Annotated in this window: 19 protein-coding genes, 1 other RNA gene and 1 pseudogene; 8 read left to right on the top strand and 13 right to left on the bottom strand. The window is 41.4% G+C overall.

Annotation, left to right across the window (positions count from 1 at the left end; genetic code table 11):
• Positions 1–34: 34 nt before the first annotated feature.
• From rppA to H6G92_RS22860, 8 genes and pseudogenes are all read right to left on the bottom strand, one after another.
• Positions 35–739, bottom strand: a complete 705-nt coding sequence (gene rppA, locus H6G92_RS22890) for a two-component system response regulator RppA (protein ID WP_190896053.1) — start codon at positions 737–739, stop codon at positions 35–37.
• Positions 740–788: 49 nt separating this feature from the next.
• Positions 789–1,286, bottom strand: coding sequence for a hypothetical protein (locus tag H6G92_RS22885; RefSeq protein WP_190896051.1), 498 nt, complete (start codon positions 1,284–1,286; stop codon positions 789–791).
• A gap of 134 nt (positions 1,287–1,420) precedes the next feature.
• Complete coding sequence (locus H6G92_RS22880; RefSeq protein WP_190896049.1) at positions 1,421–4,519, bottom strand: efflux RND transporter permease subunit; 3,099 nt, start codon at positions 4,517–4,519, stop codon at positions 1,421–1,423.
• A 2-nt stretch (positions 4,520–4,521) separates the two neighbouring features.
• The gene (locus tag H6G92_RS22875) at positions 4,522–6,180 is read right to left on the bottom strand and encodes an efflux RND transporter periplasmic adaptor subunit (protein WP_190896047.1); all 1,659 of its coding nucleotides are present in this window, start codon (positions 6,178–6,180) and stop codon (positions 4,522–4,524) included.
• 390 nt (positions 6,181–6,570) lie between these two features.
• Positions 6,571–6,783 (bottom strand): hypothetical protein, encoded by a 213-nt coding sequence (locus tag H6G92_RS22870; RefSeq protein ID WP_242059276.1) that lies wholly within the window; start codon positions 6,781–6,783, stop codon positions 6,571–6,573.
• Positions 6,784–6,789: 6 nt separating this feature from the next.
• On the bottom strand, positions 6,790–7,041 hold the full coding sequence (locus tag H6G92_RS22865) for a hypothetical protein (RefSeq protein ID WP_190896045.1): 252 nt from the start codon (positions 7,039–7,041) through the stop codon (positions 6,790–6,792).
• 392 nt (positions 7,042–7,433) lie between these two features.
• Positions 7,434–7,616 (bottom strand): annotated as a pseudogene (locus tag H6G92_RS39645) (diversity-generating retroelement protein Avd); the annotation flags it as partial.
• A gap of 21 nt (positions 7,617–7,637) precedes the next feature.
• On the bottom strand, positions 7,638–9,230 hold the full coding sequence (locus H6G92_RS22860; protein ID WP_199344930.1) for an SUMF1/EgtB/PvdO family nonheme iron enzyme: 1,593 nt from the start codon (positions 9,228–9,230) through the stop codon (positions 7,638–7,640).
• Between the two features lie 59 nt (positions 9,231–9,289).
• Here H6G92_RS22860 and H6G92_RS40440 point away from each other — a divergent pair, with 59 nt between their 5' ends.
• Complete coding sequence (locus H6G92_RS40440; RefSeq protein WP_277926776.1) at positions 9,290–9,412, top strand: hypothetical protein; 123 nt, start codon at positions 9,290–9,292, stop codon at positions 9,410–9,412.
• A 265-nt stretch (positions 9,413–9,677) separates the two neighbouring features.
• Here the strand turns inward: H6G92_RS40440 and H6G92_RS22855 are convergent, their stop codons facing one another.
• Complete coding sequence (locus H6G92_RS22855; protein ID WP_313889990.1) at positions 9,678–10,097, bottom strand: hypothetical protein; 420 nt, start codon at positions 10,095–10,097, stop codon at positions 9,678–9,680.
• A gap of 555 nt (positions 10,098–10,652) precedes the next feature.
• Between H6G92_RS22855 and H6G92_RS22850 the strand changes: the two genes are divergently transcribed.
• On the top strand, positions 10,653–10,928 hold the full coding sequence (locus H6G92_RS22850; protein ID WP_190896043.1) for a hypothetical protein: 276 nt from the start codon (positions 10,653–10,655) through the stop codon (positions 10,926–10,928).
• A 161-nt stretch (positions 10,929–11,089) separates the two neighbouring features.
• Entirely contained in the window at positions 11,090–12,253 is a 1,164-nt protein-coding gene (dnaN, locus tag H6G92_RS22845; RefSeq protein ID WP_190896041.1) for a DNA polymerase III subunit beta, read from the top strand.
• A gap of 269 nt (positions 12,254–12,522) precedes the next feature.
• Here the strand turns inward: dnaN and H6G92_RS22840 are convergent, their stop codons facing one another.
• The 4 genes from H6G92_RS22840 to H6G92_RS22825 form a co-directional block, all read right to left on the bottom strand.
• Positions 12,523–15,834, bottom strand: coding sequence for a GAF domain-containing protein (locus H6G92_RS22840; protein WP_190896040.1), 3,312 nt, complete (start codon positions 15,832–15,834; stop codon positions 12,523–12,525).
• Positions 15,835–16,090: 256 nt separating this feature from the next.
• On the bottom strand, positions 16,091–17,278 hold the full coding sequence (locus tag H6G92_RS22835; protein WP_190896038.1) for a TRC40/GET3/ArsA family transport-energizing ATPase: 1,188 nt from the start codon (positions 17,276–17,278) through the stop codon (positions 16,091–16,093).
• Positions 17,279–17,602: 324 nt separating this feature from the next.
• On the bottom strand, positions 17,603–18,346 hold the full coding sequence (locus tag H6G92_RS22830; protein ID WP_190896036.1) for a peptidoglycan-binding domain-containing protein: 744 nt from the start codon (positions 18,344–18,346) through the stop codon (positions 17,603–17,605).
• Between the two features lie 840 nt (positions 18,347–19,186).
• Positions 19,187–19,735, bottom strand: a complete 549-nt coding sequence (locus H6G92_RS22825; RefSeq protein ID WP_190896034.1) for a 2'-5' RNA ligase family protein — start codon at positions 19,733–19,735, stop codon at positions 19,187–19,189.
• 195 nt (positions 19,736–19,930) lie between these two features.
• Between H6G92_RS22825 and H6G92_RS22820 the strand changes: the two genes are divergently transcribed.
• From H6G92_RS22820 to queF, 5 genes are all read left to right on the top strand, one after another.
• Positions 19,931–20,197: a YciI family protein gene (locus H6G92_RS22820; protein WP_190896032.1), complete on the top strand. Its 267-nt coding sequence runs from the start codon at positions 19,931–19,933 to the stop codon at positions 20,195–20,197.
• Positions 20,198–20,234: 37 nt separating this feature from the next.
• An RNA gene (ffs, locus tag H6G92_RS22815) (signal recognition particle sRNA small type) lies at positions 20,235–20,331 on the top strand.
• 25 nt (positions 20,332–20,356) lie between these two features.
• Entirely contained in the window at positions 20,357–20,743 is a 387-nt protein-coding gene (locus H6G92_RS22810) for a phasin family protein (protein WP_190896030.1), read from the top strand.
• A gap of 156 nt (positions 20,744–20,899) precedes the next feature.
• A complete protein-coding gene (locus H6G92_RS22805) occupies positions 20,900–21,298 on the top strand; it encodes a hypothetical protein (RefSeq protein WP_190896028.1) in 399 nt (132 codons plus the stop codon).
• A gap of 108 nt (positions 21,299–21,406) precedes the next feature.
• Positions 21,407–21,820, top strand: a complete 414-nt coding sequence (gene queF / locus H6G92_RS22800; protein WP_190896026.1) for a preQ(1) synthase — start codon at positions 21,407–21,409, stop codon at positions 21,818–21,820.
• Positions 21,821–21,862: the final 42 nt, after the last annotated feature.

The raw sequence follows: 21,862 nt of genomic DNA, 5'->3' as shown, positions 1-21,862 counted from the left end.
ACGACATACCTTGAAATTTTCACCCCGATCACGCTTATGAAATTTCATCAGTAAGATTCAAACGATATCCCATCCCATGCAAAGTTTCAATTATGTTTTCGCAACCACTATTAGCTAGTTTGCGACGCAGCAACCTCATTTGAGCAGCTACCACATTACTAACTGGTTCTGCACTTACTTCCCAAAGCTGATTGCGAATTTGTTCTGTGGTAACAATTTGGTTTGGGTGCTTCATAAAATATTCTAGTAGCTGGAATTCTTTATTTGTTAGGGGAATCTCTTGTTTATTTCCCCCAGCATTCTGACTAACAACTAAATTATTACCGTAATCTAGAGTTAGGTTGCCAACAGTTAATTCCTGGGGCTGAAATTGGGGCGATCGCCTCTGCAATGCGCGTAATCTTGCTAATAATTCTGCCATACCAAATGGTTTTACTAAATAGTCATCTGCGCCAGCATCTAGCCCAGCCACTTTATCTTCCATGCTGTCTTTGGCTGTCAGCATTAACACAGGCAGAGGATTTTTGTGGGAGCGTAGTTGTTTGCACAATTCTAATCCTGATATTCCTGGTAGCATCCAATCGAAAATAGCTAATGTATATTGTGTCCAGCTATTTTCTAAATATGCCCAGGCATCATTACCATCTAGTACCCAATCGACTAAGTACTTGTGTTGTGTAAGAGTTCGCTTAATGGCATCACCTAAATCTGCTTCATCTTCTACTAGTAGCACTCGCATAAATTTCACTTGTCATACTAACTCGTAATTCAGTCAGTCGAGCTAACAATTACCGATTAAAATTAAAACGCCCGTTTACTTTTTCACCTTTAATATCCGCAGTAATTTTCACCTGATATTGACCAGATGTATTTTCAGATAGTGTCGCCGCATAGTGTTTACCACTAACGTCATAGGTTAAAGGAATTGACTTTTGTTTCCCATCCGGTAGCTGGACTTGAGCGATTACCTTTGCATTAGGTACTGCTTCGTGATTGTCACCTTTTTGCAAATATAAATCCATGTGAGTTGCATTGGTTTCTTTCTCTGCTAAAAACTCCAAGTGATAAGTTCCTGTCTCTACAACTTGACCACCTTTAGATTCACCATGCGGACTATTTGTTTTTTTAGCCCCAGGTGAAGGTATAACTGATGGAGCCTTGGCGCTTGAAGTAGAGGAAACTGGGCTATTTTCTGTATTAACTGTTTGATTAGTGTTACTACAAGCTACTAAAAAAAGCAGTCCTACACTTCCGATAATAATGAAACTAGATTCTAGTTTTTTCATTAATTTTTGCCTTGCTTGAAATTGATTGGTAATTTGGCAAAATGCTTTTAGCAGTTTTGGGAGTTCGATAATCTTTATTGAAAAAGTAAAATACTCAAGTTATTGGAAAAGTCGGGTATCTTAACTTTTAATTTTCACAAATCATATAAGATTGCTTTAGTGTGCTGAGGGAGCAAAAACCTGCCAAACTTGACATACAGTGCGGGGAGAACTACTAAGGTTAATGCCGTAGAAGTAAACAACCCACCTAACACTACTATTGAAAGTGGTTGTAATATTTCCTTTCCTGGGCCACTTTCAATTACTAAAGGTGCTAATCCCAAAGCAGAAGTAAAAGCTGTCATTAAAATGGCATTCAAACGTTCCATTGACCCTTTAACCAGAACATCTTTAAGTGGTAAACCCTCAGCAAATTTGGTGTTGTAATTATCCACAAGCAACAAACCATTGCGGGTAGCAACTCCAAATAGAGTGATAAAGCCAACCAAGGAGGCAATAGAAATAATACCGCCAGTCAAAGCTACTGAAAATACTCCTCCTACTAAAGCCAAAGGTAAATTAATCATAATCATGGCAGTAGAAGGGATAGATTTGACAGAAATGTACATGATGACTGTAATTGCAACAAAAGCGATCGCACTCGATATGAAAATATTCTGGGTTGCTCTTTCTTCTGCTTCAAACTGTCCTGCATACTGGATATAGTAACCAGAAGGTGGATGTACTTGTTGATTAACTTTGTCTCTAATTTCATTGACAATGGAGCGTAAATCTCTACCATCAGCATTAGCAGAAACAACAATCAATCGGGATACATTCTCTCTATTTATAGTATTAGGCCCAGTACCGTTTTCAATTGTGGCAACCTGTGCTAAAAGAATTTTTTGACCGCTAGGAGTATCAATTAATAAATTGCGAATCGTATCCAAATTTTGCCGTGCATCTGGCTTTAACCACACAGCTAAATCGAAAGTTTGTTGTTTTTCTAAAATTTGAGATACTACTCTTCCATTCAGAGCAGTTTCAATAATTTCTGAAAGTTTGCCTATTGTCAAACCATACCGGTAAGCAGCAGGTCGGTTAAATTTTATTTGGATTTGTTCAATCGGTATTTGGGTTTCTAGTTGTAAATCTACAATCCCATTAACGGTTTTCATGACATCATTAACTTGCTGTCCAACGGTGTGGAGTTGTTCTAAATCTGGCCCGAAGATTTTGACAGCGATCGCACTCCTAACTCCAGACAATACCTCATCCATGCGGTGGGAGATAAAACCACCAATATTTGGTGCTACCCCCGGTAACTTAGCAAATTCTTCCCTTAACTTCTCAATCGTCCCCTCCCTATCTTTCATCGCTGCATCGCTTAACTCGATATCCAAGTGTCCCAAATTCACTCCTGCTGCATCCCCGTCTCCTGGCGCACGTCCAGAACGCAACTGCACATAAGGAAATCTAGAGTCTCCCTTGAGTGCTTGCTGAAGTGCTTCACCAGCTGCATTCGTAGCTTCCAGTGAAACCCCCGGATAGAGAGTTAGGGTATTTACTAAAGTTTGCTCCTGAAACTCTGGTAAAAATATTCTGCCAAAGGAGGGGAAAATTATAGTTGCAGCTACCAAACTAGCGATCGCTAAACCTAAAACAATTTCCGCACGCTTTAAAGAAAATGTTAATAAAGGATAATAAAGCCGTTTAAAAAATCTCGCTACCCAAGGTTCTGTTTCTGGCAAGCGACCATAAGGCAGTAAAATTGCACATAAAGCCGGAGTCACCGTTAATGCCGTGATACTCGAAGCGATAACCGCTGCCATATAGCCTAATCCCATCGGGATAAAAATGCTGCCTTCTACACCAGCCAAAGCGAAAACTGGGGAGAAGACGACTATAGTAATGATCGTAGCTCCAAATACCGAATCGCGTACCTCTTGACAACCGTCAAATACAACATCTAAAACCGGGCGGGGGTTGGGAGAATATTTATTTTCTCGCAGATTCCGGTAAACGTTTTCAGCATCAACAATTGCATCATCAACGGCTGAACCAATGGCTACGGCTAATCCTCCCAAAGTCATGGTATTTAAACCTTGCCCTAACCAATTTAGTAATAGTACTCCTAGTAATAAAGATAAAGGTAGGGCAGTTAAACAAATCGCTAAGTTGCGCCAATTCATTAAGAAGGGAATCAGAATTAAAGCAACAATAATACTACCTTCAATTAAAGCCTCTCTAACATTTTTTATAGAAGAATCAATATAGTTTTCTTGACGAAAAGTTGGTGTAACTTTGATATCTTTGGGCAATCCTCCTTGAATCTCTAACATCGCATTTTCTATAAGACGAGTGACAGTAGGAGTATCGGCTTGAGACTGTTTGTTAATCATTACAACAATTGCCTTTTGAGTGTTAAAACTACCATCACCCCGTTTTATCGCCGCACCAATTTGCACATCGGCAATATCTGAGAGATTGACAGGTGTACCATTGCGGGCAGTAATCACTGATTGCTGTAATTCCTCGATAGATTCAATCCGCCCAATCCCTCGAATTAACTTTTCTCGATCAGGTGTAATTAAATAGCCACCAGGAGCATTGACATTGGCAGCTTTGGCTGCTTGCTCTACTTCTTCTAAAGTGACATTAAAGGCTTTTAATTTTTCTGGATCAACTAATACTTGATATTGGCGAACATCGCCACCATAAGCTATTACCTGACTAACACCAGGCACAGCTAAAAGACGATTTGTTACTTGCCAATCAACAATGCGCCGCACTTCCATCAAAGGAGTGCTTTGGGAGGTAAAGGCATATTGTAATACAGTCCCAATGGGAGAGCTTGTAGGGGAAATTTGGGGAGTTTCCACTCCTGACGGTAGCTTACTAAAGCTCTGTTGCAATCGCTCTGTTACTAGCTGACGAGCTTGATAAATATCAGTATCCCAGTTAAAAATGACTTTAACCACAGAGATTCCTGCCGCTGAAGATGAGCGGACTGCTGTTACTCCTGGAGTACCGTTAATCGCACTTTCAATTGGTAAAGTTACTAAGGATTCTAATTCTTCGGGGGCGAGTCCTGGTGCTTCAGTTTGAATTTCAACTTGGGGTGGTGCAAAGCTAGGAAAAACATCCAAAGGCATTTGGATAATCGTCCGAAATATCCAAATAGTGAGGATAATTGTCCCCAGAATGACTAACCAACGGCGAGCGATCGCCCACTTAATAATGGCACTCAGCATTGTTATTTCTCAATCTCTGAATCTTTACTTGTCACCCGATGGTTATCATTGAATTCTGGTACGGCACTGTTTAGAGGTTCTTTTGTAAGGTAGCTTTCTGTGGCAAATTGATATTGATGTTTGCGATGATGGCCAGCCCAGAAAGTACCTGCCATAAAAGCTACAGTAGCCAGTGCTGCTCCTCCCCCGGCTGCAATCCACCAGGGTACTGGCAAGCTAGGCGTTTTAGTCTCTGTTTTTTGTACAGGAGTTTCCGTGTGTTCGTCTGCTTTTTTCTTGGTATCACCGCGCAGAGATTGAGCATAAAGTTGCGGTGCGCGTTGGGTGACAATCAAATCACCCTCAAATAAACCAGTTTTGACCTCAACCGTATCTCCAGAGGTTTGACCTAAGGTAACTTCAACTGGTTGATAAGCATTGCCATTTTGGATGTAGACAACTTTTTTATTATTAGCTTCTACCACAGCCGCACTCTTAATCGCCAAGATAGCTGAGGAGGTTTGGTTTGTCAAAACTTCCAAGTCTGCAAACATTCCTGGTTTGAGTACACCACCAGGGTTATTGATTTCGGCTTTCACAGGTACAACCTGCGTCTCGCCTGTTACTACAGAATTAATTACCGCAATTCGTCCCGTAAAAGTACGATTTGGGACAGAAGCAACTTTAACCCTAACTTGTTGTCCTGCTTTAACTTTGTCTAAATCTTTTTCATATATATTCGCTGTGGCAAAAACCTGATTGTCATTGACAATTGTCATCAGCTTACCACCTGCATCCTCAAAGGTTTGACCAAGAGTAACTTCCCTATCTGCAACCTTCCCAGAAATGGGAGATGTTACCGTCACCAATCCTTTGGCATTGCCACGGATTCCTAGTTGTTGCAGCCGAGTTTCATAAGTGCTGTTGCTGAGATTAATCCGGGATTTTGCTACGTCAACAGATGCCTGAGCGCGTTTAAGTTGATTTTCAGCTTCAATCAATTCCCGGCGGCTATTGGCTTTGGTAAGTTCAGCTTTAGCTTGTGCTAGTTGAGTTTGAGATTCGAGAGCATTACGCCGTGGTAAAGCACCTTGGGCAACTAATTGTTGATCTTTATCATACTTTTCTTGGGCAAATGCCACTTGACTTTGGGCTTGGGCGATCTCTGCTGTGGTAATTTGTTGATAGCGATCGCGGTTTTGTTGCGCTAATTTTAAATCAGCTAAGGCTTGTTGTAAATCAGCCTGTCCTTGAGCCAATTTTTCCTGGGAGTTAACCCGCAGTTCTACCAAATCTGCACTAGATAGTATCGCGACGGGTTGACCTTGTTTAACTAATGCACCAGGTTCTACTAATAACTCAACCACTTTTGCACCTGCAATTGGTGTGGTTACTTCTACTTGTTTGCTAGGTAAAGTTTCAATCTGTCCTGTGGTTTTTATACCCACAGCTAAACGCTGGCTTTTTACTGGCTCAACTTTAATTCCCAGGCGTTGAGCAGTTTCAGCGTCAACTTGAATAGAGCTAGTTGCTGGGGTGGTTTCACTTTCTCCTTGAAATTCATCTCCGTGTCCGGCGTGGGCTAAAACTACTACTGGGCTTGCCAATAATAGCAAGCTGACAAGTGTACCAGAAACACAACGCATGGTTAGAATTGGTTGGAAACGCAGAGAGTTGGGCATCGCTATCAGAAATCCTGAAGTATGGGTGCAAAGAAATTGCGATCGTAATTTTTGGTAAACAAAGCTAGCTTTGTTTTGGAAGATTTTTCTGCACCTTATACCCAGTCTTTCATCTCAAAATGAAATTGGTATGAAATTGAGGGCTGATATCAAAATGTTGGCTTACCCTGGGGGATCTTGCTACATTCCTCAACCCAATCTACTAGCGCAGCAAGCTTAAAACATTGGGTTCAAAAAACCTAGAAAGTTTCAAATAAAACTATTCAATGATTACTCAGCCCAACAAATTAAGCTTGCCGCGCTACTACTAGCTATGATTGCAACGCCGTGTGCGACTTTATCTCAAACCTAACCCCCAACCCCTTCCCTACTAGCGTTGGGGAGCAAGAATCAAAGCCTCTCCCCGAAACGGAGAGAGGTTTGGAGAGGGGTTCCAAGAATAAGTTTACATCGCGTGATTGCAGATACTACTGCTGTAATGTCAGCTTCTAACCGATCAAAAATTGGATCGACTAAATCCACAAACTGCGGATTGCGTTCTACAAAATAAATTACGGGTGCTGTATCGAGAAATAAGCGAGAAACTCCAGAAGACAGCATCACTAATCTTCATTCCTCTCCTCGCAACAACCGTTCTCGATGCTCATCTCCTTCCCGTCGAGTCCGCGAAACCCATTCCTGAGCATCCTCACCCAATAGCGGATAAGATGCCATACCCTTCAAATTGCTCCACTTGCGTTTTGGTTGCGCTTGAATGATATGTTTCTTCATACGCTCCACCAAATGCCCCATCACCGTCAATTGCTCTTCTGGAGTTAATTGCTCAATCTCGCTTAAAATTTTTTCCAGTGACGGACTCATCAACCTAACCCTTATCAACGGCTGTAAATTTTAGCGTCTTTACTCTTGGATATATCGCATCCGCTCAAAGATTGCCAGCACACAACTCTTTTCAGACTGGCTCAAAATAGGTCAGCAAGCATGTCAGTAATAGTAGCTTGAAATTCTTGTTTTTTGTCGTTATCGTCGTACTTCAGAACAGTATTAATATTGGCGTGCCTACTAAAGAAACTTGCTATTCAACGCTTCTAAGAGGATGTTTGAAAAGTCCTGTTGTTGGTAGCAAAAAGTTTTAGATCCCCCTAAATCCCCCTTCAAAAGGGGGACTTTGACTCCGGTTCCCCCCTTTTTTAAGGGGGGTTAGGGGGGATCTAAAAGTGCCTAAACTCACAGCGAAACACTTTTCAAACAACCTCTAACTGAGCTAATTTTTGCTTTGCATACCGTGCTACTATTAAACCATCTAACAAATCATATAATTCTGTAATTATCCGATTTCCTAGCAAGAATTTTTGATCTCTAGGCAGAAGATTTAAAATTGGTACATACCACTTGATTAAATCATAAGTCTTCTGTATTATCAGTAAATCACTCATTCAGAATTTAGCTAAAAAATTTTATCGCGCAAAGCGCGAGACAAATAAGAGAAGAAGGGAAAAGAAAAAAGCGAAGAGGGCAAAAGGACAAGAGTGTAAAGGGCTACTAAGTCCTGCCACGAACCAACACAACCCGAAAACCCGCGCGTTAGAGAAGCGAGACGCCGAGCAGCAAGACCCGGGAATGTTGAACCACGAACCACCACGCAGCAGCCGATGATCATTACCACTCATCCAAGGGCTACCGTCTGCTGGTGCTTTATTATAATTTTCGTGCCAATCATCCTGACACCATTCCCATATATTACCATGCATATCAAATAAACCAAAGGAATTTGGTGAAAATTTTCCGACATCTGTTGTTTGCAGACGATATTCACCCTTTGACCCAGCACCATAAGTATAGTTACCGTTATAATTCGCCAAATCAGTCGTAATCGTCTCACCAAAATAAAATGGGGTAGTCGTTCCCGCACGACAGGCATATTCCCACTCTGCCTCACTAGGCAAGCGATAGGTTTTCCCAGTCTTGTTAGACAATCTGGCACAAAACTCAATTGCATCATCCCAAGACACTTGTTCAACAGGTCGATTAGCGCCTTTGAAGTGAGATGGTTCAGGATTTAAATCAATATTTATCTTTTTTAGCCCAGCAACAACAGCCCATTGGCTTTGTGTAACTGGATATCTACCCATAAAAAAGGGTTGAATGGTAACAAGATGCTGTGGACTTTCCCAATCGATTCGTTCTGGTTCATTCTCTGGGGAACCCATTAAGAATTTACCGCCACGAATTGGAACTATTTCTAGAGATGTAAAAAGCTGTGCTTCCCTTAAGCAAACTACATCTTCATCCTTAAGCTTATAGTGTTGTTGAAATTCCTTTAATTCACTTTCAGCGTTTTTATCCAATGGATATCCTTGTTCATTTATAAAATTTATCAAGGATAACCTGTATGTCTCTATCTTTTCCTTATATATCCTGTAAGACTCTAATGCATTCTTTCGGATTGCAATGGCTTCTGAATCTGTTAATCCTAAGTTTTTCTGTAAATCGTTTAATATGTCCAATTCCAGAGGAGAAATTTTGCCATCTGATGCAAAATATTCAGCCCTCTGGCGATATTGAGCTATGGCGGCTTCTATCTTTAACTGTTTTTGCTGACGCTCCTCAATTAGCTTATTAACAGCAGACCTAATTCCCTGAGCTACATTTTTGAATGCATCGTCTTGATTATTCCAAGACCTCACAGGTTGGGCATTTTTAGGTAGAGCTTGTAGTTGAGCAAATGGCGCGTCATCCCAATCAACGCTTCGCAGAATAATTGGAATAACGCAAGCCTCTTTAGCTTCGTGCCGTTCTATTGCTCTGGTAACTTCAACACTCCAACAGTATTCAGAACGTATAAAGTCTGAACTTACCAGCAATAAAATGATATCGGCTGTGTTCAAATTCTCATTAATCTGCCGATCCCATTCTCCTCCAGGTGGTATCTCGCGATCGTCCCAGGTTGAAATTACACCTTTTCGTATCGACGTAGTGAGGTGGTTAACTAGTTCATTCTTTAGGGGTTCGTCGGCGTGAGAGTAGGAAATGAATACTTTGAGCGACACCAACGATACCTCTTGCGTCTTTAGGAGTGGGATAAATTACGCTTTTCACAAATTATAGTATGTTTGCGTACTACACTGGGTGGCTGGAAGTCGTGGCTACACAGACAAAACCCGCCTTTACTACGGAAGCTACGCCAAGGCGGGTTAAAAACTTTGATTTTTTGCCAGTTACAGACCTCTAGAGTTGCCCCAGAGCCTTTTGATCCCCCCAACCCCCCTTAAAAAAGGGGGCAAAAACCTCTCAAAGTCCTCCTTTTTAAGGAGGATTTAGGAGGATCTACAGGATTTTGGTTTTGTACAGAGATGTGTGTACACCGTAGCTTTTTAGGAGAGAGGCTAAAGTCTATTGCATCTATAGATGCGTAGCGGCTTACCGCAGGGTACGAAAACCGCTATATAAACCTGATTGGATTTTAGCTAACTTGCGATGTCTACGACGGGCTACGCCTACGCAGCTGATGCCCCATTCATAGATCCATTTACAGAAGAAGGCTGAACAGAATTGGTGACTTGGGAATTGTCTACTACGTTTCGCTTCTTCTTGGTATTACCTCGTCGCGCACCACCCGCCATCTCGTATTCCTGGCTGGTTTTACCGTAACGGCTGCCAACTCCTAGTAACATTTTTTCTGACATTGCAATTACAGCCTGTTCTGCATTCTTCACATCATCTGTGAGTTTGTCAATGGAAGATAAAGCAGTGTTGTAGGCAGCAAGCTTAGACCGTAGATCGTTAATTGTTGCATTGTAAGCTTGTATAGTCAGTCCTTCGCCGAAGTCTAATTTTACACTGATAGATTGTAAACTTTCAATGCGGCGATCGGCTTTTTCTAAAACGCTGGAGTTTCTTTTAGGACGTGCCATCATTCATCTCTCCTAGTAAATTATAGTACTTTTTTATACAAAATTTTCCTTGGTTGTCATCAGAAAATATAACAAAATCAGTTGCTTAAGTGTAGGCGATCGTAGAGTTTGCACCTCTAGACCTGTAGTTGATTTTACTTAAATTATTTTTTATTTAAGTAATAAATAGACTTATAAGTTTATTGCGACAATTGTTGCAATGATTTCAACGTTTCTTATACATGGAGGATCAATTGTTGCAAAGTATGAATACTTTGCTGCAACTGCTTATACCTTTGCAAGAAATGCTTAAGCGTTTCTTATATATGGAGGATCAATTGTTGCAAAGTATGAATGTTTTGCTGCAACTGCTTATACCTTTGCAAGAAATGCTTAAGCATTTCTTATAGATCGCGCAACATTAGCTGCAATTGTTTGAGTCTTTACAAGTCTGAAGCGTAAGAGCGTAGGCGTAACCCGTCGTAGACATCGCTTTTGTCTGTTGTCTGACGATAAAATCTTTCTTAAACCCTATTAACCTAATAAATGAAGTCCTGTTGGTATTGAGGCAGATAGTTTATGACAGCCAGAGAGCAACTTATTCAGGAAATTGAGCAGGTTTCAGATTCTTTAGTAGAAGAAGTACTAGACTTCTTGCTATTCATAAAAGGTAGACAAGATCAAAAAAATTCCACATCTCATGGTGAGCAAAGCCAGGCATCTGAGCAAAGCATTCTAGAGCGCATGGGAGGAATTCCCCAGCATTTGCTCTCAGTAGGTAATTTATCAGACCGAGATGTTCGGAGAGCGGTTATTGCATCACGGATAAAGCAGAGCCGCCAACAGGAATCATGACCTATATCCTACGATTTTAGTAGATACAGGTTTGTTAGTTGCTACGACTCAGTAGACTCACATCATCAGCTATGCCTACGCCTACACGCTAATCAAATAAATAGCGATCGCCTATAAACAATAAGAATGTTAGGATATCTTTCACCAGCTGCATCTGACTTATGAAATTAGTTTGCTCCCAAAGCGATCTCAGTACAAATCTCTCACTCGTTAGTCGTGCAGTACCTTCACGACCGACTCATCCAGTACTTGCCAATGTGCTGTTACAAGCGGATGCTGAAACTAACCAAGTAAGTTTAACAGCCTTTGATCTCAGCTTGGGAATCCGCACCAGCTTTAATGCAGAGGTATGGCAAGGAGGTGCGATCGCACTTCCTGCTAAGTTACTTGTAGATATCACCTCTCGTCTTCCAGAAGGCGAAATCACTCTAGACGATGAATCAGCCTTGACAGGTGCAACACCCGGTGGAGAAGGTTTAATAGTTACACTCACACCCAAGAGTGGACATTACCAAGTCCGAGCAATGGGGCCGGAAGAATTTCCCGAACTACCTGTAATTGAAAATACCGAAGTAATCCATCTCACCACCGCCGCATTAATTGAGGGATTACGAGGTTCATTGTTTGCTACAAGTGGTGATGAAACCAAGCAAGTACTCACGGGAGTGCATTTAACAGTTAAACAAGATACCCTAGAATTTGCAGCTACCGACGGACATCGCCTCGCAGTGGTAGAAACTAGCAACGAACGTCCTTTAGGTGGAACTACTCAACTAGAAGTAACAGTACCAGCTAGAGCATTACGCGAACTCCAACGAATGCTAGCTCATAGCGCCTCATCAGATGAACCTGTCGCTTTATATTTCGATCAAGGTCAAGTTGTGTTTGCATGGCAAAATCAACGCTTGACTAGTCGCACATTAGAAGGGCAATATCCTGCTTATCGACAACTAATCCCCCGCCAATTTGAGCGACAAGTCACAATTGAACGGCGACAATTCGTCAGCACTTTGGAACGGATTGCTGTGCTAGCCGATCAGAAAAACAATATTGTCAAGCTCAGTATTGACAGTGAAGCCCAAGAAATTACTTTATCTTGCGAAGCTCAAGATGTAGGCAGTGGTAGAGAGTCAATGCCGGCGCAAATTTCTGGGGAAAACATTGAAATTGCTTTTAACATTAAATACTTGATGGAAGGCTTGAAAGAGTTACCATCTTCCGAAATTCAAATGCATTTAAATCAAAGCCTAACTCCGGTGATTTTTACGCCGTTGGGTGGTTTGAAAATGACCTATTTAGCTATGCCGGTGCAACTTAGAAGTTAAAAATAATTGTAGTTGGCGATCTGTAGGGGATCACATCTGTGCATTTGTGTCAACTTAACGTTAAAGCGTTTGTTGTCAAAGATATTAGATCCCCCAACCCCCTTAAAAAGGGGGCTAAAATTCTAATCCCCCCTTTTTTACTACGGTGTACACACAAGTCGAATTACCCCCCTGAATCCCCCCGATGCATTGGTGGGAAACAGGAATCTAGTTCCCTCCCCTTTTCAAGGGGAGGGTTAGGGTGGGGTAAAACTGACGCGAATTTCTTTCTATGATTTCGTGATTTGTTTAATCGGAATTTCAATCCAAAATTCTGTACCTAACCCCGGTTGAGAATCACATTTAAACACACCACTGTGTTTATCAACAACAATCTGATAACTAATTGATAATCCCAAGCCAGTGCCTTTTCCTACTGGCTTAGTAGTAAAAAATGGGTCGCAGATTCTTGCTCTGAGGGCTTCGGGTATGCCTGGGCCATTGTCTAGAATGCGAATTACTACGCTCTTAATATTACCTTCAAGCTCTCCAACAGCAGTATGAATGGTAATTTGACTGCTATGAGATTTTGATTGAGATTCCCTGTAATCTTCTAAAGCATCGATCGCATTGCTTAAAACATTCATAAATACCTGATTTAGTGGCCCGGCATAGCACTCTACTAAGGGAAGGTCACTGTATTCTTTGACTAATTTAATCGCTGGACTTTCCGGTTTTGCTTTCAAGCGATGCTGCAAAATTAGCAAGGTGCTATCAATGCCCTCATGAATATCAACTGGCTTTTTCTCTGCCTCGTCAAGGCGCGAGAAATTGCGTAAACCCAAGACAATCTGACGGATACGATCAATTCCAACTTTCATGGAAGATAAAGTTTTGGGTAAATCCTCCATGAGAAATTCTAAGTCTATCTCGAAAGCGCGATCGCGAATCTCAGGGTTGGGGTTAGGGGAGTCTTGCAAATAGAGGTCTAGTATACTGAGTAAATCTTTGGCGTAATCGTTGACATGATTGATGTTGCCATAAATGAAGTTCACCGGGTTATTAATTTCGTGAGCAATACCAGCTACCAATTGACCTAGTGAGGACATTTTCTCAGTTTGGATCAGTTGGGTTTGAGTTTGCTGTAAATCATGTAAAGCTTGAGTCAGCTTTTCTGTTTGCTCTTTGGTTTGATGATGCAATTGGGCTTGTTGAAGTGCAACCCCAAGCTGATTGGCAATTTGAGTGATAAACTTAATTTCCGAGGCTTCCCACTGGCGGGGTGCAGAGTTCTGGTAAGCTGCTAATAAGCCCCATAGCTGTTGCCCGATAAATATAGGTGCGATCGCATACGCCTTTGCTTGTAATTGCTCCAGAGCCGCAACGTGGCAATCAGAGTGGCCGGCTTGATATATGTCATTAACTGCAAAGGTTTCATTATGACGATATCGCCCACCTTGGGTTTCCTGCAAATAGCTATCTTGCCAAACTGTATTGATATTATGATTTACTAACTTTACCCAACCATTACCCACAAACTCAGCGATATATTCACCACTCCAATCAGCCTGAAACCGATAAACTGCAACTCGATCTGCTTGTAGTGATTTACAGATTTCTTGGGTGGTTGTCTGAAAAATCGCATCTAAATCAAGAGATTCCCTAACTTTCGCAACAACTTCAAACAATACTCGTTGTTGTTCTGCTGCTTGTTGCAAATTTAACGCCTGCTGTCGTGTCTGAGCGAGTAAATCAGCTTGCTGGAGTGCTACCCCCATTTGGGCAGCAATCTGACTGAGAAAGTTAACTTCATAAGTTTTCCATTGCCTGGGGCCAGTGTGTTGATAAGTTGCCAGTAAACCCCAAAGTTTTTGCCCAACAAAGATCGGAGCAAGCACAAAAGCGTGAATTTGAAACTGCTCTAGATTGTCGATATGACACTTAGCAAAACCCATCTTGTAAATGTCATCGACTGCAAATGTTTCATTATTGCGGTAGCGTCCTCCCTGTGTGTCTTGTAAGTAGGTATCATTCCAAATTGTATTGATACCTAGTTCGGACTCATTCGACCAGTAGGGACTAGCAGCCTCAAAATCGCCGACAAATTCACCACCCCAATTAGAATCGAAACGATAAACAGAAACGCGATCGGCTTTGATTAATTGACAAACTTCTTTAGTAGTGGTTTGAAAAATAGTATCTGTGTCAAGAGATTCCCGAATCTCGGCAATAACTTTAAACACAGCATGTTGTTGTTCAGATGTCCGTTGTAATTCAAGTGTGCGCTTTTTAACTTGGTGTTCTAAATTTTCATTAAAAGCTTGCACTTGTTGGTATAGTTCATACTGCTGAATTGCTGAAGCAAATTGTTTACCGAGGTCTGTAGCTAGTTCAATTTCTTCGACCGTCCATTCTTGAGCTTGTGCTTTTTTAAATTCGCGCCAAACCTCAAACGATTGTCGGGGGTAAAGCTGCCTTTGATCGCTGTCATACTGCCCCGCCCATAGAGTTTCTGTATCTATTTCATTACGGAAAATACTTAAATAACCCAGCAACTGCTGACGATACTGAAGTGGGATCATCAACATGCTGCGAATTTTAGTTTCTTGAAAAGCGGGTTGCAAACTTCGCAAGCTAGGAGTTTGATATATATCTGAAATCGCCCAAGTATCGTATCTATTAGACTTGTAGTGTTCCTGCCAGACGCTATACTGCTCTATCAATGGATATATGGTTTGTTCTGGCATCACAGGTTGTTGTCCACAGATATAAAGCTTGGCACAATTGTTTCCTGGTATTAAGCATTCTGTTAAGCTGCTCACGTTGCCATTATGGGAATCAAAAGCTGCATTTCTAATGCAAAGCCTGCCACCAACACCATTAAAGGCAGCAACAGCCGCTTCTAGGGCTGGTTGTAATACAATTGTGGGTAGTGAATGCAGTAGGGTAGCAATGCGGTTAATGATAGTTTCCCGTTCGGCTGTTTTGCGGACTTGAGTAAGCAGTGTACTTTGAGCGATCGCTACTGACAGCTGCTCAACTACCATCTGTACTGCTTCTAGTTCAGATTCTAAAATCAAACGCGCTTCAGAATTATGAGACACTAACAATCCCCAAAGTTGATCTTGATAGATAATGGGCGCTACCACAGAAGACTTTACCCCCATCGCACTTAAGTATTCAACATGACATGGATCTACAGTCCGGTAACGGATCTCCTCTGATATAATTTCTCCGTTTTCCAAGTCATGGAGATGACTTTGACCAATCTCTTGAGTATCAACATTAACAACAGAACGCACTCGTGATTTAATAAATAGTTCACGAGCACTGAGTGGAATATCCTCAGCCGGGAAATTCAACCCCAGTAGCGACGGTAACCGATTTTCGTAAATTGACTCAGCAATGACCCGACCAGTACCATCGCCATGAAATTTATAAATCATCACTCGGTCAGTTTTTAGTAGCGATCGCACCTCTGCCGTTGTCACTGCGATAATTTCTTCCAACTCTAAGCTTCGTCGGATACGGTTTGTAATGCGGCGTAGTAAACTTTCTTCATGACGACATAAAGGCAAATCTTGTTCAGGGTTGGAGATCATTGCTGATAAGAAAATAAATTAATAATTAGCAAACTGGCATAATTAAAGCTAAAGCCATTTTGAAATTTATTTAATATATTTGTCTTCCGTAAAACTACTGGCAAATCATTAATAAAAATATTTATTTGCCTTTTATAAAAATACACGAAAAAAATCACAAAGAAAGACGCAATTTTAATAGCGTCTGATCATTTACAAGAGAAAATTCTTGCTTTTAAGTTTTAAATTTTCATTGACAGAATAACGATCAATAAAATTAAACCCTTATGTTGTCGGCAAAGCGTATTTTCAGATAGTCATCTTCCATCTTTGCCCCTCCTGGTTGTAGTGCTGCTAAGGCTTGTGGCAAAACTAAGTTTCGACGGTGGTTGCCAATGGTAATGTTTAATTCATCACCATTCTTACTCAGTTGAACTTGGTTTTTAGGAATACCAGGTAAATAAATTTCTAAGCTGTATTGGTTTTCCTCTTGCACGACTCTCATAGTCGTTTCTTTGTAATAAACCTGAGTTGGATCTTCATCTTTATAGAGAGTTTCCTTCAGGCGTTCTAATGAAGCCAATCCGCACATTTCCTCAGAAAAAAGTGGAACTTCTTTCACAGGTAAAGGGTGGAAATTATCATGAATTTCTTGGCGATATTGCTCCTGACTTTCCTTCCAACGTTGGAAAAATGGATCTTGAACTTCACTTGGAATAATCCGATTAGCTACTACTAAATCTGTTGCAACATTATACAAACTCAGATAAGCATGGGCACGAAGAGACTCTTTAATCACCATCTTTTCGGGATTAGTGACCAGACGCACTGAAGTTTGAGTATTATCTGTTAATACTTTTTCCAGGGCTTCAATTTGTTCATAAAACTCATAAGGTGCATCCATCACCTCTTTATCTGGTAGCGAAAAACCAGCAATTGGTCTAAAAAAAGGTTCAACCAGGGGCCGAAGTGCTACCGAGATGTTTTGAAATGGTTTGTAAAAACGGCGCATATACCAGCCACCGACTTCAGGTAAACTCAGTAAGCGCAGTGCAGTGCCAGTGGGGGCTGAGTCGATAATTAAAACATCAAACTCACCTTCATCGTAATGGCGTTTCATCCTTACCAAGCCAAAAATCTCATCCATGCCTGGTAAAATTGCCAATTCTTCTGCCTGTACGCCGTCCAAACCCCTTGCCTGTAAAACTTGGGTAATATAACGTTTTACAGCACCCCAGTTTCCTTCTAGTTCTTGCAGCGCATCCAGTTCAGCACCCCAAAGATTTGGACGAATTTTTCGGGGTACATGTCCCATTTCTATGTCAAAACTATCTGCTAGAGAATGAGCGGGATCTGTACTTAAAACCAATGTTTGATAGCCTAGTTCCGCACAACGGAGTCCAGTTGCAGCAGCAACGGAAGTTTTGCCCACGCCGCCTTTACCGGTCATCAAAATTACACGCATAGATACTTCTGTCCTGCCTGAGGATTTTATTACATTTATTTACATTATCGACTGTTTAAGGAAAATAAATGCTGTCTCACTACGTTTAGGCGTGAACAGTTTGAGTTATTCATCAGTCATTGCGGTCTTTTCTGACCAGGGGCGTGATGTTTTAAGATAACGTGCGCCTCCGTTGGAGGCGCACGTTAACGCTGTTTTATTACTCTGAATAGATCAGGACTTACGCAAAAATCCTCTACAACTCTTATTACTTGGCGCACTTGGCGTACTTGGCGGTTCGTTTTTTCATGATTTTGCGTAAGTCCTATAGATAAAAGCTTCTTGTTATTTCTTATTCCAGAGACTAATAAATTCTTTATAGATGGCTGGGGTGATCTGGCTTTGTAAGTGAGTTAGTGCATCACGATGGTTTTGATTGTTGTCATCATAGTAAGTGAAGACATTCGTCAGCTTGACAATCTCAGGATTTTGATCATTTGTCCCCCTCCATTTGTTAGTAACTTTGTGTAAAACGTCCTTGGGTAAATTTTGTTGTAAGTTATTTAGGGCTGCGATGTAAGAAGGATTTTGAGGATTCTTTTTGAATTGGAAGCATAAATCTATCAGTCTGAGTTGTGTCTGGGGCTGCGGTTGGGGCTTATTTGTTAGAGTAGGTTGCTGTAGAATTTGACGCTGTTCAATAGTGGCAATGCCATTTTCAGTTAAACCCTGAGATTTCTGAAATTTCTTGACTGCTGTATAAGTGGCTGGCCCATAAAAAGGCTTGTTTGGAGGAATTTCGGCATTGGTTGCAAAACCGTGAAACTTCAATCTATTCTGAAGCCCTTTGACTGTATCTTCCATTACGGTTCGAGTCTCGGCATCAGCGTTGCCATTTACCACAAGTTTTTGTGAATACTGTTTCTGAAACTTTTTAATCGCTTCTTCAGTAGGATCATCTGTCAAGGAGTTGTTATTCCGCTTCCAGGGAGCAAATTTAGTCAGATCCGGCTTAGGATCAATCTCAGGAGCTAAATATCCCAGCCCAATCAATATATGACGGATGACTTCAGGACTACTAACGGCCATACTTTTTGATTCCTTTGCGACTAAACTACCATTTAATGTATCTTGTTTTACAAAAATTAAGTAAGTAGAAATAAATAAATCTAACATGTCTTGTTTGCAAGGCACTCCAAAAGTTAAGCAATGTGTGACACCAAGGTGCAACTCTTTGAGAGGTTATACCAATTCACAAAAATCCTGATACATATAGATTTCTCGTAGGGGCATGGCATTGCCATGCCCTTACCAGCGTATTTGTATCATTATTAAGGTGAAATAGTATTAGACGTAGGTGACTATAGACTGGTAAAAAGAAAGATGGTTTTAAGTCTTGGTAGGCGATCGCGATCGCTTATTCTCAACTATTGATGATGATACTATGCGTTAGGGACACACGGTTGTCATTGGTGTCAATTTAAGATCCAAGCCAGTCTATAAAAAGCTTTTAGAGATTGTCTCTGGGAACGCATAATGAGGGTTGCCGCCTCTTGATTTGAAATTTAAGCGATCGCACTGGCTTAGATCCAGATACGCAGTAGGCAAATTTTGACTGCTCTAGCATCTAGCAAGGGTGCATCTATGCGACCTGTGATCATCCTGGAAAATGCCCGCCTCTATTAGAAGGCGCAGAGATATGCTCAACAGTTGGAGCGATCGCTCGCAGAACAATTTGTTGAGCGACATAGGGGAACGCTCAAGGTAGATTCTGTTGTAGGACAAGGAACAGAGTTTACAATAATGCTTCCTGTTGCGGTTAAAACTCACTGAGAGTTAAGCCCTAAATGATAAGCAGTATCAAAGAAAATTAGTCATGCAAAAAGGAACTGCGATCGCATTTTGCCACAAACTGTCTCTCAACTCATCTCAATAAGAAGCAAACAAACCAAACTCCGATTTAATATTCCAGCGCTTACCGTCGTGAAGTAGTAGCGTTAATTTGTCGGCAGTAAACTCAAAATGCAACTGACGCTTTTCAAATTCTGGCCAAGCAGTTCTAAAGTTCTGCTTTGATAAATCCCGAAAAGCAACCGTCATGTGGGGCGCAAAAGGGCGGGTTTTAGAAACCTTGTCAACAATTCCCAAGTTGCTTTCTGTATGAACCATTAAATCAGCTTGCAAAGTCAAAAGTTCTTGACTTCTGTCTACATTAATGTATATGACACGAGGCGCAAAGGCATCAAACCCCTTGAGTGTAATTGCTACTGGCAGTTGTCCACTAGCAAACTCCTTCAAGGATGCTTCTAGCTGTGGCAAGTTAGCATCTGCCCATTCAAAGGGCGGTTGCAGGGTAATATGAGGCGGAGACTTTAGCGCCCCGCTACTAGCATAGCGATCAGCAAAGTACTGCTTAATCTGGTTGGCGTAATCTTGAATATCTTGCGGTGGTAAAAGGGCGACAAAAAAACGGCTCATCTATCTATATTAATTATTTTTATTTTGAATCCTAACTTCTGAACTGCGATCGCATCTAGAGGTCTAACAGTCACAGATGTATCGCTTCTGCTGTTTTAGTTAAATCTTCAGTAAATCGCTGTGGCTCGTGTATATTGCTACTTAAATGCTACTCAAAAATAGCAATTGTCTGTTGTCACTGGAGTTAAGAAGCAAATGCCGTGGTTTGTAAAGATTGAAGAAGGCAAAGTCGATAAACCGACCTTTGACCAATATGTACCTGCCCACAAAGCCTACATTCAGGACTTGATTGCTAAAGGACACAAAGCACGAACAGGCTATTGGGCGGAACAAAGAGGCGGAATGCTGCTGTTTGAGGCTGCCTCAAAGGCTGAAGCAGAAGCAATTGTAGCTGATGACCCATTGGTGCAAAACGGCTGCGTCAACTATCAGCTTTATGAATGGCGAATTGTTATGGAATAACACACACTTACTGAATTTTAATGCTATGCTTTTAGAAGACCTGGATCTATGCGACTGCAACACCCAAATCTTGTCAGAACCGGAAGGTAGCAGCAACACGGGAGGCTTGTGGTAGGCGTAGTCTCCGGGTCGCCCTATTTTTAGGAGCGTTCAGCAACAATGCCTGGTTTTGGAGATATTGTTCAAAAAGCTTTTTACCTCGGTGTTGGATTAGCTTCTTACGCGGGTGAGAAAGCAGGGGGAAAATTAGCGGAAGTGCGATCGCAAGTCCAAAAACTGGCAGATGAAATGGTGGCAAAGGGTGAAATGAACACTGAAGAAGCCCGCCGCTTCGTTGAAGATATGATGAAGCAAGCCCAACAGCCCCAAGCATCTGGTGAAACCTCTGAGAAAACACCCCATTCTGAACCTCGCCGCATTGAAATTTTAGAGGAAGATGAAGAACCAACGGTGAAAGAGGGATCAGCTGATGAGAACGTGGATAAATTACGCCAAGAAGTGCTAAACCTGCAAGATGAGTTAAAACGATTGCAGCGCGATCAATAAAAAGCATTCTTTGATCGAAATATCAGTAATAAGTGGCACTTTGACATGGCACTTCAGATAGAAACTTGATAAGATACATTGCCTAGTGTGTATTTTAGTGCTTCGAGCCAGATAACACAAAGCGTCCTGTTTATAGCCTGCAAAGGTGTCAAGTTTATGGAACAGTGGCAAAAAGATTTAGTGGAAATCGTTGAAACAGTGGCTGATGAAGTAGAGCGTTTCTTCCTGGGAATGAGTGAAATGGTAGACGCTTTTTTTGAGCTAACAGAAGAAATTACCGAGCAAGTTCCTAATATTGTCACTGAAGTTGATCAGTATTTACAGGATTTAGCTGAACCAATGTTGGAAGCTTACTGGGAACTGGAAGACATTGTAGCAGATGTAGATTCTGGTTTTCCTTATTCAGTTGAACCCACAGCCGAAAAAAATCCTGCCTGTATCGGTTGTACTCACTACCACGGTCAAGTTTATAGTGGTAATTTGTTAGTTTGTGCCATGCATCCCCACGGTTGTGAAGATGAGAATTGTCCAGACTGGGAAAAGGAAGAGTATTGAGTGCGTAGAGACGCGATTAATCGCGTCTCTAGGGAGTTAGGAGTTAAGAAGCTACAAAATTACTAAAAGGACGTAAAAATAAATAAAATAACTAATGACAAATAACAAATGACAACTGACAAAATATCTGAAAATCTATCTCAGACAAGCCAAGAAATGAAATATGGCGAACGCGATATTGCGGAGGGTAAACTAATTACCTTTCCAAATCCGCGTGTGGGAAGGCGATATGACATTAACATTACTTTGCCGGAATTTACTTGTAAATGTCCGTTTTCTGGTTATCCTGACTTTGCGACAATTTACGTTACCTATGTGCCTGATGAACGGGTAGTGGAATTGAAGGCACTTAAGCTTTACATTAACAGTTACCGCGATCGCTACATTTCCCACGAAGAATCTGCCAATCAAATTTTGGATGATTTTGTGGCTGCTTGTGATCCGTTAGAAGTCACGGTGAAAGCAGATTTCACGCCTCGCGGTAATGTACATACCGTTGTTGAAGTACGTCACCAAAAGTAGGAGACATTTTAAACGCAGAGGATTACTTTGCCTACCTATGCG

The organism is Nostoc foliaceum FACHB-393 (genome assembly GCF_014698505.1).
GTDB lineage: Bacteria > Cyanobacteriota > Cyanobacteriia > Cyanobacteriales > Nostocaceae > Nostoc > Nostoc foliaceum_A.
The sequence above is the reverse complement of the archived record's forward strand: the minus strand, read 5'-3'. Positions and strand labels throughout refer to the sequence as shown.